Below are 14,004 nucleotides of genomic sequence, written 5' to 3'. Positions count from 1 at the left end.
GGTGGGGAATTCCGCACCTTACGTTAAAATTCCGAGCCAGAAAGGGGACTCCGTCTTGCATGGGCAGTTGGAAAAGGGGTTTTCCTTTGCGTTTTGCCTCTACCGGCGTCCTTTTCGGCAGCCCTTGCGCACCCGCTACGGCCTATGGTCTGTCCGCGAAGGGATCCTGATCCGGCTGACGGATCTGGAGACGGGTCAGCAGGGCTATGGGGAGATTGCTCCCCTCCCCTGGTTGGGCAGCGAGACTTTGGAGCAAGCGCTGGCGTTTTGCCAGCAGTTGCCGGCTGAGCTATCCGAGGCCCAGATTGAAGGGATCCCAGCAACTCTGCCCGCCACTCGCTTTGGCTTGGAATGCGCCTGGCTGGCCTGTCGGGATCCCGGCTGGCTGGCCAGGGATCTCTCGGGGCTTGCGTTTTGTGGGCTTTTGGGAAAAGCCGTCCCCGTAGGTTCCTACCCGGTTTACAAAGGCAAGGTGGGGGTGGATGCCTTTGAGCAGGAGTGGAAAAAGCTAGCAAGCTGGCTGGAGCAACTGCCGCCCGGATCCCGGCTGCGCCTGGATGCCAACGGGGGGCTGACCCTAGCCGAGGCGCGGCGCTGGCTGGCCCTTTGCGACCAGCTCAATCAGGAGTGGCCGGGCAAGATCGAGTTTTTCGAGCAGCCTCTGCCCCCGGAGCAGCACGCTGACTTGATCCAACTGAGCCGCGAGTTTCAAACTCCCCTTGCTCTGGATGAGTCAGTGGCCGGCCTGGAGCAGTTGCAAGCTGTCCACCGCTCCGGCTGGCAAGGGATCCTGGTGGTCAAGCCCTCTTTGGTCGGATCCGGTCTTGCCCTGAGGGACTACCTCAGCCAACACCCGGGGTTGGATCTGGTGTTTTCCTCGGCCCTGGAAACCCCTATTGGCGCTTGGCACGGCCTAGTTTGGGCGGGATCCCTGCAGGCAAAAACAGCCCATCCCAGAGCCTTGGGATGGGGGGTGGGGGAGTTTTTCCCAGAGTGGGATCCCGTTCAATTGGGCGCGATCTCGGCGTCGGAGCGGGCAGCCCTGATGCAGGCGGTGTGGGAGCGCCACAGCCGGCCCTAGACTGCAGCAGCCTGCTGTTTGGCATGTTCCTGCCGCAGGTAGGCCTGGATAAAGTGCATCAGCTCCTCCGGTTCGCCATTCATAAACGCCTCGACATTGTAGGTTTCGGCGTTGGTGCGGTGGTCTTTGATCAACTTGTAAGGATCGAAGGTGTAGGTGCGGATCCGGCCCCCAAAGCCCTGGGTCACCATTTCGCCGCGGATCTCGGCCAGCTTTTGCCGGCGCTTTTCCTCTTCCAATTCGATGAGCTTCGCCTTCAGGATCTGGATGGCCCGCTCCTTATTTTGCAGTTGGGAACGCTCCTCGGTGCAGCGCACGGCAATGCCGGTGGGCTTGTGGATGACGCGCACCGCCGTTTCCACCTTGTTGACGTTTTGGCCGCCTGCCCCACCGGAACGAGAAGTCTCGAACTCCAGATCCTCTATCCTCAGCTCGAACTCATTCTCTTCCTCCAGGATGGGCATGACCTCGACGCCGGCAAAGCTGGTCTGGCGCTTGCCGTTGGCGTTGAAGGGGCTGATGCGCTCCATGCGGTGGTTGCCCTTCTCGGCGGAAAGATACCCATAGGCGTAGGGCCCCTCGATCAACAGGGTGGCCGACTTGATGCCGGCCTCTGCCCCTTCCGAGTATTCCGAGAGGCTGACCTTGTAGCCCTGGTTTTCCGCCCAGCGGGTGTACATCTTCAGGAGCATCGCTGCCCAGTCTTGAGCGTCGGTTCCCCCCGCGCCGGCGGTGATGGTGAGGATGGCGCCGTTTTTGTCGTAGGGGCCGGAAAGCAGTTGCCGCAGCTCCCATTGGCCGAGCTCCCGCTCCACCGCCGCCAGGGATCCGGACACTTCCGCCAACAGCTCCGGGTCGGGATCCTCTTGCAACAGCTCCAGGGCGCTGGTGGCATCTTCCAGGCGATCCTTCCAGCGGTGGACTTGATCCCAGGAGGCCTTGAGGCTGTTAAGCTGTTGCAGGTGGCGGCGGGCCGCCTCGGCATCGTTCCAAAATTGCGGCTGCGCGGCCTCTTGCTCCAAAATGGCGATCTGTTGCTCTAGGCGGGGCAGGTCAAAGATAGTCCTGAGCACTGCTCAGGCGCGAGGTGAGCGATTCTAGGGTGCGTCTCAGATCGGCCAGTTCCATAGAGAGCATCAAGCTGCGCATCGGCTCCCATCCTAGCCTGTAGGCTAGCAATTCAACCAAGGGATCCAGCTCTTTTGCAGGTTTGCTGCAACACCGTGAACCGCATTCCTGGCCAATTGGGTGATCCCGCGCCGGCTCTAGGAGGCGACAGGGCGGCCTTAGGCGATGGCTTTTGCCGAAGGATCCCTGTCGAAGCACCTCAAGCCCGTAGCAGAATGGAAAATCTTGTTTCGGAGGCCGCTATGCTGAGGGGCTTTTCCTTGCTTTCCGGACTGGTTCTGGCCGGGGGTGTGGCTGCTCTGGCCATCACCAATCCCACCCCGGAAGCGTACGGGGCCTACGCAGGGGAACAGTTGGCTGCCTATGCCACGCGGGAATACTGCGCCCAGCTCCCGGCTTTTTTGCCCACCCTCATTGAGGAATGTCACGCCCTTGTGCAAGAGCTGCAACCGGAGTTGGCAGAGCTGTTCCTGCGCCAGACCCGCCGGCAAAACTTCATCCTCTTCAGCCTCTACAGCACCGATTTGTCGTTGCTTAACTTTGGCCCGCTGGGGATCTCTTTGCCCACCTACCACTTCCAAACTCTGGCGGTGGCAGGGCAGTTTTACACCTACGAGATCCGCGAGGGCCAGACCACTCCCAAAAAAGGCTAAACCTGGGATCGCTCCAAGAGGGCTTGCAACTCCTCCAGGGCCGCCTGGGCCGACTGGGCCTGCTGGTAAAGGGATTGCACCATCTCGGCGCTGGCCTGGGCTGATTGCAGGGTGGATTGGCTTTGGCGTTGGATGCGCTCTGCCAAGCCGCGGATGCGGTTGCTGGCTTCGGTGGTGCGCCCTGCCAATTTGCGAATCTCCTGGGCAATGGCGCCAAAACCGCCACCTCCGCCGCTGCGGTTGGCCTCCACAGCCGCATTAAAGGAGAGCAGGCGAATATAGCCCGCCACCTCTACGATCAAGTCAACGATGGTGTTGATTTCTTTGAGCTCGCGGGAGAGCTCCTGGTTGCTGTCGGCAATTTCCTGAGATAGACGGCGAACGGCCTCTACTCCGGCAAAGGTGGCGGCAAAGGTGGATTTGCCCTTCTCCGAGAGCACCGAGCTGATCTCGATGATGCGGGCGTTGAGGCGGGCCAGTTCTTCGGAGCGCTGCTGGGCCTGGCGCCGCTCCCGATCTAGAGCGATGTTCTGGCTGAGGATCTCGGCCTTTTGCCGCTCCAGATCGCGGGCATACTGAAGGCTGCGGTTTTTCTCTTGCTCCAGCTCGGCCAAGATCCGTTTCATCTCCTCCTGCTGTTCTTGCAGCTTCCGCTGCGTGGCCAGATGCACCTGCGACTGGGCCACCAACAACACCGGCACATCCAAAAGGCGGTAGTCCTGGGAACCAACTTGTACCACCACCGGGTCGTAGATGGTCTCCTGGGGCCGCCGGAAGGCCTGGCTGGCCGCCGCGATGACATCGCAGTCGCCGGGGAGCAGCAAAAAGCCCCGTCCGTGGAACTCCACCATGGAGCTGATGGGCCGCTTCAAAAACACGTCTAGGCCATAGGGCTTGCTCAGCATCCACTCCAAAATGGCGCGGCGGGTCAACATCCCCTGCACCCGCGACCGCTCATCCAGCACGATGACCCCCGAAAGGCTGGGATCATCTTCTAGGCGGCGCACCACGTTCTCGCAGGGGGTGGACTCGCTCACCTGAAAGTCCACCAGAGCCAGATCGCGCAGCTTGGTGTTGATCGAGAGGGTGGGAGTGGGCGGATTGGTCAGGGTAGCCATCACAGGGATCCTCGGCGCGGGTTGGGCAGAGACAAGTGGCCAAGAATGTGCTATGTATAGAGGAGCACAGAGGCAGAGCTCTGCTCGCCTTTCCAGCGAACCGGTGGCAAACAGAGCCGGCCACCCTTAGTTTGGCTTGAGATCTTGTCTGCTGGCTACAAGCCTATACGGGATTGTGCGGAGAGATGCTCTTTCTTTTTCATTTGTGCTTTATTGGTGGGCAGGCGAGGAACCTGTTCTGAACCCAGGGACTAAGGGGATCTGGGGTTAGCGAGCCTCTTGATAGCGGTGGTAGATCTCCAGGATTTCGCCGCGCCCGCGCTTAAAAGCTGCCACCACGTGGGGATCGAAGTGGCTGCCGCTGTTGCTTTCCACAAAGCGAAAGATCTCGTCTAGATCCCAGGCTGCTTTGTAGGGGCGGCGGCTGGCCAAGGCATCAAAGACATCGGCCAAAGCCACAATCCGCCCTTCCAGCGGGATCCCTTCGCCCTTGAGGCCCCGCGGGTAGCCGCTGCCATCGAACTTTTCGTGGTGGGTGAGGGCAATGATGGCGCTTTTTTTCATCAGCTCCGAGTCGGACTTGCTGAGGATCTCGTAGCCAATCTCAGGGTGGCGGTTCATGATCAGGCGCTCTTCAGGGGTGAGGGGGCCTGGCTTTTGCAAGATGGCATCCGGGATCCCGATTTTGCCCACATCGTGCAGGGGGCTGGCGTAGAAAATCAGCTCCTGTTCTCGGCTGGAGAGGCCCAACTCTTTGGCGAGAATGCGGGAGTAGTGGCTCATCCGCTTGAGGTGAAACGAGGTGTCTTGATCCCGGTATTCGGCAGCCTGGGCCAGACAGAAAATCGTTTCCAGGTGAGCGGCTTTCAGCTCTTCCCGCAAGCGCACATTTTGATAGGCAACCGCCGCCTGGGAAGCCAGGGCTTCGGCCACCCGGACTTCCAACTCAGAAAACGGCTGGCTCCAGTCAGCCACCTGGTTGGGCGCTGGGTCAGCAGGGCGATCCGGCCTGAGACGGTTCAAGAGTTGCAGGGCGCCGAGGATGTTTCCTGAGGGATCCCGCAGCGGCACCGTGAGCAAAGAGCGGGTGCGGTAGCCGGTTTGCTGATCTACTTGGGAGTTGAAGGCATAGGGCAAGCCCGGTGGCAAGCGATAGACGTCCGGCAAGTTCAAGCTCTCCCCAGTGAGCACCACATAGCCCACAATGCTGGAAGGAGTGAGGGGCAGGCGCAGATCCTGCAGCTCCTCGTTGCGGTTGACCACGAAAAAGCGCAACTCTTCTCCCTCCCGGATGAACAAGCTGGCGCCATCACAGCAGGTCAGCTCGCGGGCTTGGGCGACAATCAGTTCCAGCAGGCGCCTGAGATCCGTTTCCGAAGAAAGGGCGATCCCCACTTGAATGAGGCGTTGGCTGAGACGCAGGGCATCTGGGGTATCAAACCCGGTTTCGCGGGGGTGAAGGTCGAAGGGGGTGGCCAGGTGGGTCACGGTTGGTTCTCCATGGCAGAGTTTGGCAGCAGCGCGTTCACAATAGAACGGTAGCAGGGCCATGCGGCTCCTGCCGCTGCCCCAATCCCGTTGGGCGAGACCAGCCCAACAACACCCAAAGCACCCAGGTCTTGGGTTATCTCAAACCCAATTGAGGCACTCCCCAAGCGCCGTTGCCCCTTCTCCTTGCCAAGGCCCGTCTACTCTACACATTCTCCCGGCTGGGGAGCCGGGAGGCCAACGCGATTTTGCCCAAGTCCATCGGGATGACAGGATTCGAACCTGCGACCCCTTCGTCCCGAACGAAGTGCGCTACCAAGCTGCGCTACATCCCGCTGGTAGGCTTCTTCAACCGCCCACCAAGGCTCAATAAGTATAGCACGCCGGTCGGAGCAACCCTGGAAGGGATCCAATCTGCGCTAAGCTGCAAAAACACCCCTCTTGTCAAGCCAGGTATGAGTCAGTCCAAGGGTTTCAGCCCATCCAGGCCGGAGAAAAAGCCGGCCAAAGCCAACACGGCCAAGCGCAAGGAAGCCGCCAAACGCTACGACGAGCTGAAAGCCAAGGGGATGCCGGAGTTCAACATCTTTGTTCGACATCGCCAGCCCGCGCCCGGCAAGCCCAACCCCTGGCTGCCGGTGGGATCCCTGGCGGTGGGGCGTTCCGGTGCCATTCACCAGGCCATTTTCCAAAATGAAGAAGAGCTCAAAAAAGCAGCCGTGAGGCTGTTTCCCCGTCTTAGTAAAGTGAAAGATGACCTAGAGTTTGGGTTTCGCCTCAAAGATCCAGACTTCCAAGACGAGCCGATCCAGGTGGCGATCCGGCCCCAGCCCTCGCCCCTTCAAGTTTGGATGACCAAAATACGGAGTTGGTTGGGCCTATCTGCTCAAAAAACTTCCCCAAAAACCTGAGGACAGCCTGTCAAACAGCCGCAAAGGCTCTGGGCAGCCAGCCCACAATCAGAGGGTTAACCACCTCTGGGCGTTCGTCATGGGGGCAATGGCCGGTATTGGGAATGGGCAAAAACTGGTAGTCGATCCCCTGCACATGGTTTTCAAAGCCGCATCCCCGTTGAATGGGCGTCCAGGGATCCTCTTCTCCCCAGAGCACCAACAGCGGACAGCGCACCTGGGGCAGCAGAGATTCGGGAGTGGGGCCGGGAGGAGCGGTGAGGATGGCAGCAAACACCTGCTGAGCGCCCACATCACAGGAAGGGGCATAGAGGAGCTCCACCAGCTCATCGGTAATGGCGGCGGGGTTGCGATATACCTGTTTCAGGGTGGCACGGATCCGCTGCCGCTGCCGCACCCGATCAAACACCCACGGCCCGGTCGCCGGAGAGGCTACCAGGGCAGTAAAGGCGGCCATGAAAACGCGGAAAATCGGGTTGAGCTCGTGGGAGCGGTGGTTCAGGCCGCCGGCACAGTTGAGCAGCACCGCCCCTGCGGCCAGTTGAGGGTGTTGGGCGGCCATCATCAAGCTGAGCAAGGCCCCGATGGAATTGCCAATAAACACCGCCGGCTGCTGCACGTGCTGCTGCCAAAAATCCGCCAGCAACTCCGCCCACAGATCTAGGCTGTAGGGGAGAGCAGGCTTGGCCGAGCCACCAAACCCCAGCAAATCCAGGGCATAGACCCGGTATCCCGCCTCAGCCAGCACGGGGATGTTGTGCCGCCAATGGCCGATGGAAGCCCCAAAGCCATGCACCAAGACCAGCGGAGATCCGGATCCCTGCACCACGTAGCGAATGGCATGGCCGCGCCAGCTCCAGACTTGAGGAGCAAAAGGCGCGATGACATCAGCCGCCCAACCGGCAGGAGAAGCAGTGAACACAGCCAGAAAGAGGTGGAAATGTTCTGAGACTACTCCTTCATCCTACTGCCACTCTGGAATAGCCTCGTCTTCTGGCCCTCACCCCCCAACCCCTCTCCCAGAGAGAGGGAAGTCACGGCTTCTCTAGACTAGAAATGACTCCCAAATGCTCACATCCGGCTGCTGCCGACCAGTGCGGGCTCGGAATCTGGGCAAGTATCCACCAGTCCAGTTGTTTTAGAGCGTGGCCCCTGGTGCCCGCAAGCCGGTTGGACGGGTTAGAGTAAAGGGACTGTTAAGATTTCTGATGGTTTTGCGGTTGCCGAGGCAACACTGCGCAAATGTAACACTACGCAACTCTGCACCCCCCATGCTCCATCCTCTGCTGCAACGGCTGCGCTCCTCCACCCTGACCCCGCTGCGGGATATCCACTGGACACCAGAGCTATTCGGGATCCTCTTGGTGTACTTTGTGCAGGGGGCGCTGGGCTTGGCACGGCTGGCCACCAGCTTTTATCTGAAAGATAGCTTGGGCCTCAGCCCGTCGCAGGTGGCAGCGTTGATGGGCGTTGCCATGAGTCCCTGGATCCTCAAACCCCTCTACGGCCTGCTGTCGGATACCGTGCCCGTAGCGGGCTACCGCCGTCGTCCTTACCTCTTGCTTTCTGGGCTTCTGGGGTGCGTGGCTTGGCTGGGCATGGCGCTGTGGGCGCCGACGGCTGGGCTGGCCACCCTGTGGATGGTTTTGGGATCCCTGGCGGTGGCGGTGGGAGATGTGATCGTGGATTCGCTGGTGGTGGAGCGGGTACATGGCCATGACTGGGCAGGGACGGGCACGCTGCAATCTTTGACTTGGGGGGCAACGGCCTTGGGATCCCTGCTCACCGCCTATTTGGGAGGGGCGCTCTTGGCCCATTATTCGCCGCAGGTGGTGTTTGGGCTGACGGCCTTTTTGCCGTTGTTCATCGCTCTAGCGGCTTGGGTGATTGTCGATCAGCCGGTGGCGTTGTCTCAAGGCTGGGATCCCTTGCAGCAACAGGTGCGCCAGGTGTGGCGGGCGCTGCGGCAGCCCAGCATTCTGCTGCCGGTGCTGTTTGTATTCGTTTGGCAGGCCACTCCCAGCGCCGATGTGGCTCTTTTTTACTTTGTTACCAACGACCTCGGCTTTGGGCCGGAATTTTTGGGTCAGGTGCGCTTGGCAACCAGCATGGCCAGCCTGCTGGGGGTCGGGATCTTCCAGGTGTATCTGCGGCGGATCCCACTGCGGCCCCTATTCGGCTGGATGACGGTGCTCTCGGCGGGATTGGGCCTGACCAGCCTCATTTTGGTCTATCACCTCAATCGGGATTGGGGCATCGACGATCACTGGTTTAGCTTGGGGGACAGCTTGGTGCTGACGGTGGCCGGGCAAATTGCCTTCATGCCGGTGCTGGTCTTGGCCGCCCGCCTTTGCCCCCCTGGGATCGAGGCCACCCTCTTTGCCCTGCTGATGTCGGCTTTTAATCTGGCGGGGTTTCTCTCCCAAGAGCTGGGATCCCTGCTGATGCATGGGCTGGGGGTGACGGAGACCGATTTCAGCCGGCTGGGGCTGCTGCTGATCCTGACCAACCTTTCCACCCTCTTGCCCTTGCCGTTTTTGGGCTGGCTGCCGGAAGGAGCCGATCGCCTGAGCGGTGCGGAGCACTATTCAGAGGCGGAAGCCCAGGCCTCTCTGGAAGCTTTTTTGCAGGATGTGCGCCCAGAAGAGACCGAGGCTGCTTTGGCGATAGAAGGGGTCGCTCTGGTCGAAACCGACTTGAATTAGAGTTGGTTTCAAACCTGATGAAGACACTCCCCAATCACTCCGCGCTGCTTCCCTCACCCCCAACCCCTCTCCCAGAGGGAGAGGGGAGTTGGGAGTCTAGGTGACGAACCGTTTTACTGTTGCCAGTCTGACCTTGGAGCAGAAAGGGATCCCAGCGCCCAGATCAACCGCTGCGCAGCGCTGAAGAGCACCAGAATCGCCATCAGCCCAAACAACCCCACCATGTACTCGGGGAAAAGGAAAAACAAACTGTAGAGAAAGATGGTTTCGCTGCCCTCGATCAGCCCAGGCGGCATGGTTAGGCTGGTCAGTTCCCCTAAGGACTCTGTCCCGTTGATGCAAACAACCCTTCGCCGTTTTTCCAGCAACCCCGCCAGGTACATCCAAGCGCAAAGGTTGATGTAAAAGCTGGCCAGCATCAGGGCCAGAAATGCATAGCCTGCCAGGGATCCCTGGTGAAAGGCCAGCCCCAGGGGAACGACCGCATACACCACCACATCCAGCAGCATATCCAGGTAGCCGCCCAGATCGCTTTGCCGCCCCTGCAGCCGAGCCAAGGTGCCATCTAGCCCATCCATCAACCGGTTCAGCAGCCACAGGCCCAGCCCCCATCCATAAGCCCCGTAGGCCGCTGCTGCGCCAGAGGCCAGGCCCACCGCAAACCCCGACAAGGTAATGACCAGGGGATGCACCCGTTGGAGAGGGGTTTGCAGCACCGGAGCCAAGAGCCGCTCCTTCCACTGCCTCAGGGTTTTATCCAGCAAGGAACACTCCTTTGAGAGTCGCCCGTTGGGAGCTAACTTGGAACTCATCATCCCAGATCCAGAAGGCGAGCGTGTAGGCTGAGACAGACTTAAGCTGGGCCAAGCCCGCTGGGTAAACTTAAGAAAGAAGGGGCCAAGCACTGGTCAACCCAGCAAGTGGCGCTTCCAGAAGGCTGAGCAACCCTGACCCCGGACACCCCCATGAGCGAGACTCTTGCTCCTGCGCTAGAGGCGACTGACCTCCATCCCGAACCGGCCATCGCCATCTCCGGCTTGACCAAAACCTATCGCACTGGCTTTTGGTTGAACAAGGTGGTCAGCCCCCTCAAGGATTTTTCTTTGACAGTGGCCCGCGGCGAGACCTTTGGGCTGTTGGGGCCCAACGGGGCCGGCAAAACCACCACGATCAAATGCCTGCTGGGGATTGTGGAGCCCACCAGCGGCAGCGGCACGCTCTTGGGCAAACCTTTGGGGGATCGCTCCATCAAGCAACAGGTGGGCTATTTGCCGGAGAACCCCTATTTTTACGATTACCTGACAGCATGGGAATTTCTCCATTTTGCCGGCAAGCTGTTTCGCCTGCCCGATAGCCTTCTCAGGGAGCGGATCCCGCAACTGCTGGAGCTGGTGGGGCTTTCTGTAGATACGGCCCGCAAAAAACAACTGCGCACCTACTCCAAGGGCATGCTGCAGCGCACCGGCATGGCCCAAGCCCTGATCAACGACCCGGAGCTGGTGTTTCTGGATGAGCCGATGTCGGGGCTGGATCCCATGGGCCGCTACCAGATGCGGGAGATCATCTTGTCCCTCAAGCAACAGGGCAAAACGGTGTTCTTTAACAGCCACATCCTGGGGGATGTGGAGGTGATCTGCAACCGCGTCGGCCTGATCGTCGGCGGCAAATTGGTGCAGCAGGGGACGTTGGACGAGCTGCTGGGCCAGAGCAAAAGCTACCGCGTGCAAGGGCACGGTGGCGCCATCGACCAGTTCCGCGACTGCCTAGGGCACTTCTCGATCCAGGGATCCCATTGGTCGGGGGAATGGAGCGGATCCCTGCCGGAGCTGCTGACCCTTTTGGGCCAGGCGGGGGCGGTGGTGACCGATTTGCATTGGCAGCGGCAATCTTTGGAAGAATTCTTTGTCAATCAGGTGCGGGCTATCGAAGGCGATCATCCCGTCTCTGCCTAGACTTGCCCCACCCCAGTTGCTCTCCAGCGCAGCAGAAAAGCCTACACTGGGGGAGTAAGCCGCTACCGGGATCCCTATGGTGCCCCTGATCATCGATTGCGACCCCGGCCAAGACGATGCGGTGGCCCTGCTGCTGGCAATGGCCTCACCTGAGCTGCAGTTGCTGGGCATTACCACGGTGGCTGGCAATGTCTCTGTGGAGAAGACCAGCCGCAACGCGCGGCAGATCTGCGAGTTGGCCGGTCAGCCGCAGATGGGAGTCTATGCCGGCTGCCCTCGCCCCCTCTTGCGCCCCCTGGAAACTGCTGAGGACGTGCATGGCAAAAGCGGGATCGACGGCGCCAATTTGCCGGAGCCGCAGATGCCGCTGGGATCCCGGCACGCGGTGCAATTTCTCATCGAGACCCTGATGGCTGCCCCTGAGCCGGTTACCCTGGCGCTGCTGGGCCCGATGACCAACTTGGCGGTGGCCCTGGTGCAGCAGCCCCGGCTTGTGGAGCGCATCGGGCGGCTGGTGTTCATGGGAGGATCTGCCTTTGAGGGCAATGTCACCCCGGCAGCCGAGTTCAACATCCTCACCGATCCCCACGCCGCCCAGATCGTGCTCAGCGCCGGGATCCCAGAGGTGGTGATGCTGGGTCTGCACGTCACCCAACAAGTCCTCAGCACGCCGGAGCGGATCGAGCGGATTCGCGCCCTCAACACCCAGGTGGGGCAGACGGTGGCCAACATGCTCACCTTTTACGGTAAGGTCGATGTGGAGCGCTACGGGTTGCCGGGGGGGCCCTTGCACGACCCTTGTGTTATCGCCTACCTCTTGCAGCCGCAGTTGTTTGAACTCAAGCCCTGCTATGTCGAGGTGGAAACGGCCAGCCCCTTGAACCTGGGCCGGACGGTGGTGGATCGCTGGGGATCCAGCGGCCGTCCCGCCAATGTCCAGGTGGCTTTTGGAGTAGATCCTGAAGGGTTCTACCACCTGCTCACCGAGCGCCTGGGCCGTTACCGATAATTCTGGTTAACTTTATCCTTGAGGCCAGATCTGAGGTGGACAATCCCGGCGCCGTCCAAAGTGTCAAACTGGCGTGGGTAAACCTGCCCACCGCCGTTACCCTGCTGCGGTTGGCAGGGATCCCCTTTGTTTTGCTGGGGCTGAGCCTGAGATCCCCGTTGGGAGAGCGGCTGGCCCTCTGGGCGTTTTTGCTGGCGGCGGCAACCGATTGGCTGGACGGCCACTTGGCCCGCCGCTATGGGCTGGTCACCGATGTGGGCAAAGTTTTGGATCCTTTGGTGGATAAGCTGCTGGTGGTGGCGGCCCTGCTGGGCCTGCTGGAGCTGGGGCGGATCCCGGCCTGGGGAGTCTTTTTGCTGGTGGGGCGAGAGCTGGTCATTGCCGGTTGGCGGGCCAACCAAAGCCAAATCCGCGGCGCCAATCTCTGGGGCAAAGCCAAGACCGTGACCCAAATCCTGGCCATTGCTCTGCTGATTTTGGGGTGGCCGGTCGGGATCCCTTGTTTTTGGGTGGCGGTGGTTCTCACCCTGATCTCTGGCCTGACCTATTTGCACAACGATGGTGTTGCCAAATCCTCCCCGTCGCGATAGCGGCGCGGAGCGCTATGATGAGCAGCGCATCCTCGGGTTGGATCCGGGCCTGGGAACTTTGGGTTTTGGTTGCATTCTGGCGGGATCTGCCGGGTTAAAACCCGTGGATTATGGGGTGATCAGCACCCCTAGCCAACACTCGATGCCGGAACGGCTGCAAACGCTGTACGAGGACTTGAGCCAGTTGCTGTGCCAACTGCGCCCGCATCAGGTGGGGCTGGAAAAGCTCTTTTTCTACAAAATGGGCAACACCATTGCCATCGCTCAAGCTCGTGGCGTGATCCTGCTCACCTTGGCCCAACATCACCTGGTGCCGGTGGAGTTTACCCCTGCCCAAGTCAAGCAAAGCCTGACAGGCTACGGACGCGCCGACAAACAGGCCGTACAAGCCGCCGTGGCCCGCGAGCTCAACCTGCCCAACCTGCCCCGTCCGGATGATGCCGCCGATGCCCTGGCTATCGCCATCACGGTCTGGCACCACCGCTTCTTTTGAGGGATCCCGGCCCCGTTCGACTTCAGCAAAGGCGACCAGATTGGCCGTTCGCGCTGGCGGGCCGAAGGCCTTTCAAGATGGGCTAGACTCAGTACAGCGAGAAGCACAAGCCCTATGCCTTCTTCTTCCGTGGATGTTCGCGAGCTGCCCCTGTTTCCCTTGCCGGAGGTGGTACTGTTTCCGGGCCACCCCCTGCCGCTGCACATTTTCGAGTACCGCTACCGCATGATGATCAACACCATCCTGGAGACGGATCGCCGCTTCGGGGTGCTGATGTTCAATCCCCAGACGGGATCCCCGGTGCGGATAGGCTGTTGTGCTGAGGTGTTGCAGGTGCAGCGGTTGCCGGATGACCGCATGGACATTTTGACCTTGGGGCAGCAGCGCTTCCGCGTCCTGGATTACGTGCGGGAAAAGCCCTTCCGGGTGGGGCTGGTGGAATGGATCGAGGATGAGCCGACCACCTCTTCCGAGGAGCTGCAGAGCTGGGCGCGCCAGGTTACGACTCTCCTGCAGGACGTGGTGCGTCTTTCGGGCAAATTGATGGAGCGCGATACCGAGCTGCCGGAGCAGCTTCCCACCACCCCTGTAGAGTTGTCCTACTGGGTGGCCAGCCACTTCCAGGGAGCCCCTCAGGAGCAGCAAGCGCTGCTGGAAATGGTCAACACCGAAAGCCGGCTGCGCCGCGAAGCCGAAATTCTCGAGTCCACCCGCAAGCACCTGGCCGCCCGCACAGCCCTCAAGGATCTGTTTACAGAAATCTCCTGAGGTGCCTGTCAACCGGCCAGCTCTGCTCCCATCTGTTCTGGCAACTCTTGTGGATTTTAACGTAAGGTGCGGAATTCCCCACCGTCTATACGGTGGGGATGGATAGCA

At 60.6% G+C, this 14,004-nt stretch carries 14 protein-coding genes and 1 tRNA gene; 9 read left to right on the top strand and 6 right to left on the bottom strand.

Going from position 1 to position 14,004, the window contains the following annotated elements; all coding sequences use genetic code 11:
• Window position 1: 1 nt before the first annotated feature.
• Window positions 2-1,081, top strand: coding sequence for an o-succinylbenzoate synthase (locus NW853_RS11765; protein ID WP_414349098.1), 1,080 nt, complete (start codon window positions 2-4; stop codon window positions 1,079-1,081).
• On the opposite strand, the gene prfB is transcribed toward NW853_RS11765, so the two are convergent.
• A protein-coding gene (gene prfB, locus NW853_RS11760; protein WP_414349099.1) for a peptide chain release factor 2 occupies window positions 1,078-2,209 on the bottom strand; the annotation gives its coding sequence in 2 pieces (ribosomal slippage) (window positions 1,078-2,136 and window positions 2,138-2,209; 1,131 coding nt in all). The genes NW853_RS11765 and prfB overlap by 4 nt on opposite strands.
• 242 nt (window positions 2,210-2,451) lie before the next feature.
• On the opposite strand from prfB, the gene NW853_RS11755 reads away from it, so the two are divergent.
• Window positions 2,452-2,862: a DUF4359 domain-containing protein gene (locus NW853_RS11755; RefSeq protein ID WP_414349097.1), complete on the top strand. Its 411-nt coding sequence runs from the start codon at window positions 2,452-2,454 to the stop codon at window positions 2,860-2,862.
• Here NW853_RS11755 and NW853_RS11750 read toward each other — a convergent pair.
• The 3 genes from NW853_RS11750 to NW853_RS11740 all read right to left on the bottom strand — a co-directional run bounded on the left by NW853_RS11750 (window position 2,859) and on the right by NW853_RS11740 (window position 5,803).
• Window positions 2,859-3,980, bottom strand: a complete 1,122-nt coding sequence (locus NW853_RS11750; RefSeq protein ID WP_414349096.1) for a methyl-accepting chemotaxis protein — start codon at window positions 3,978-3,980, stop codon at window positions 2,859-2,861. The genes NW853_RS11755 and NW853_RS11750 overlap by 4 nt on opposite strands.
• A 267-nt stretch (window positions 3,981-4,247) precedes the next feature.
• Window positions 4,248-5,531 carry an HD domain-containing phosphohydrolase gene (locus NW853_RS11745; RefSeq protein WP_414349095.1) on the bottom strand — a complete coding sequence of 428 codons (1,284 nt, stop codon included), beginning with the start codon at window positions 5,529-5,531 and terminating at the stop codon, window positions 4,248-4,250.
• A gap of 198 nt (window positions 5,532-5,729) precedes the next feature.
• Window positions 5,730-5,803 (bottom strand) — tRNA-Pro (locus NW853_RS11740).
• A gap of 120 nt (window positions 5,804-5,923) precedes the next feature.
• Between NW853_RS11740 and NW853_RS11735 the strand changes: the two genes are divergently transcribed.
• Window positions 5,924-6,379 carry an HHL1-like protein gene (locus tag NW853_RS11735; protein WP_414334752.1) on the top strand — a complete coding sequence of 152 codons (456 nt, stop codon included), beginning with the start codon at window positions 5,924-5,926 and terminating at the stop codon, window positions 6,377-6,379.
• Between the two features lie 10 nt (window positions 6,380-6,389).
• Here NW853_RS11735 and NW853_RS11730 read toward each other — a convergent pair whose 3' ends face one another.
• Entirely contained in the window at window positions 6,390-7,301 is a 912-nt protein-coding gene (locus NW853_RS11730; protein WP_414334753.1) for an alpha/beta fold hydrolase, read from the bottom strand.
• A 349-nt stretch (window positions 7,302-7,650) separates the two neighbouring features.
• On the opposite strand from NW853_RS11730, the gene NW853_RS11725 reads away from it, so the two are divergent.
• The gene (locus NW853_RS11725) at window positions 7,651-9,084 is read left to right on the top strand and encodes a folate/biopterin family MFS transporter (RefSeq protein WP_414334754.1); all 1,434 of its coding nucleotides are present in this window, start codon (window positions 7,651-7,653) and stop codon (window positions 9,082-9,084) included.
• A 113-nt stretch (window positions 9,085-9,197) separates the two neighbouring features.
• On the opposite strand, the gene NW853_RS11720 is transcribed toward NW853_RS11725, so the two are convergent.
• Window positions 9,198-9,848: a CDP-alcohol phosphatidyltransferase family protein gene (locus NW853_RS11720; protein ID WP_414349094.1), complete on the bottom strand. Its 651-nt coding sequence runs from the start codon at window positions 9,846-9,848 to the stop codon at window positions 9,198-9,200.
• A 201-nt stretch (window positions 9,849-10,049) separates the two neighbouring features.
• Between NW853_RS11720 and NW853_RS11715 the strand changes: the two genes are divergently transcribed.
• The 5 genes from NW853_RS11715 to NW853_RS11695 all read left to right on the top strand — a co-directional run bounded on the left by NW853_RS11715 (window position 10,050) and on the right by NW853_RS11695 (window position 13,896).
• Window positions 10,050-11,036, top strand: coding sequence for an ABC transporter ATP-binding protein (locus tag NW853_RS11715; protein WP_414349093.1), 987 nt, complete (start codon window positions 10,050-10,052; stop codon window positions 11,034-11,036).
• A gap of 76 nt (window positions 11,037-11,112) precedes the next feature.
• A complete protein-coding gene (locus NW853_RS11710) occupies window positions 11,113-12,045 on the top strand; it encodes a nucleoside hydrolase (RefSeq protein ID WP_414334757.1) in 933 nt (310 codons plus the stop codon).
• A gap of 35 nt (window positions 12,046-12,080) precedes the next feature.
• Window positions 12,081-12,635, top strand: coding sequence for a CDP-diacylglycerol--glycerol-3-phosphate 3-phosphatidyltransferase (gene pgsA, locus NW853_RS11705; RefSeq protein WP_414349092.1), 555 nt, complete (start codon window positions 12,081-12,083; stop codon window positions 12,633-12,635).
• Entirely contained in the window at window positions 12,604-13,128 is a 525-nt protein-coding gene (gene ruvC, locus NW853_RS11700; RefSeq protein WP_414349091.1) for a crossover junction endodeoxyribonuclease RuvC, read from the top strand. The genes pgsA and ruvC overlap by 32 nt, the downstream gene beginning before the upstream one ends.
• A gap of 114 nt (window positions 13,129-13,242) precedes the next feature.
• Window positions 13,243-13,896 carry an LON peptidase substrate-binding domain-containing protein gene (locus NW853_RS11695; RefSeq protein ID WP_414349090.1) on the top strand — a complete coding sequence of 218 codons (654 nt, stop codon included), beginning with the start codon at window positions 13,243-13,245 and terminating at the stop codon, window positions 13,894-13,896.
• The last annotated feature ends 108 nt before the right edge of the window (window positions 13,897-14,004 follow it).

The sequence above is a fragment of the Synechococcus sp. H55.11 genome, assembly GCF_047462475.1.
Taxonomy (GTDB): domain Bacteria; phylum Cyanobacteriota; class Cyanobacteriia; order Thermostichales; family Thermostichaceae; genus Thermostichus.
Note: the sequence above shows the minus strand (reverse complement) of the source record. Positions and strands in the feature narration are given on the sequence as shown.

What these genes read in the sequence shown, in the direction of transcription:
- NW853_RS11755 (WP_414349097.1), top strand. Translation starts at nt 2,452, where the DNA reads ATGCTGAGGGGCTTTTCCTTGCTTTCCGGACTGGTTCTGGCCGGGGGT.
- NW853_RS11750 (WP_414349096.1), bottom strand. Translation starts at nt 3,980, where the DNA reads ATGGCTACCCTGACCAATCCGCCCACTCCCACCCTCTCGATCAACACC.
- NW853_RS11745 (WP_414349095.1), bottom strand. Translation starts at nt 5,531, where the DNA reads ATGGCCCTGCTACCGTTCTATTGTGAACGCGCTGCTGCCAAACTCTGC.
- NW853_RS11735 (WP_414334752.1), top strand. Translation starts at nt 5,924, where the DNA reads ATGAGTCAGTCCAAGGGTTTCAGCCCATCCAGGCCGGAGAAAAAGCCG.
- NW853_RS11725 (WP_414334754.1), top strand. Translation starts at nt 7,651, where the DNA reads ATGCTCCATCCTCTGCTGCAACGGCTGCGCTCCTCCACCCTGACCCCG.
- NW853_RS11715 (WP_414349093.1), top strand. Translation starts at nt 10,050, where the DNA reads ATGAGCGAGACTCTTGCTCCTGCGCTAGAGGCGACTGACCTCCATCCC.
- NW853_RS11710 (WP_414334757.1), top strand. Translation starts at nt 11,113, where the DNA reads ATGGTGCCCCTGATCATCGATTGCGACCCCGGCCAAGACGATGCGGTG.
- ruvC (WP_414349091.1), top strand. Translation starts at nt 12,604, where the DNA reads ATGGTGTTGCCAAATCCTCCCCGTCGCGATAGCGGCGCGGAGCGCTAT.
- NW853_RS11695 (WP_414349090.1), top strand. Translation starts at nt 13,243, where the DNA reads ATGCCTTCTTCTTCCGTGGATGTTCGCGAGCTGCCCCTGTTTCCCTTG.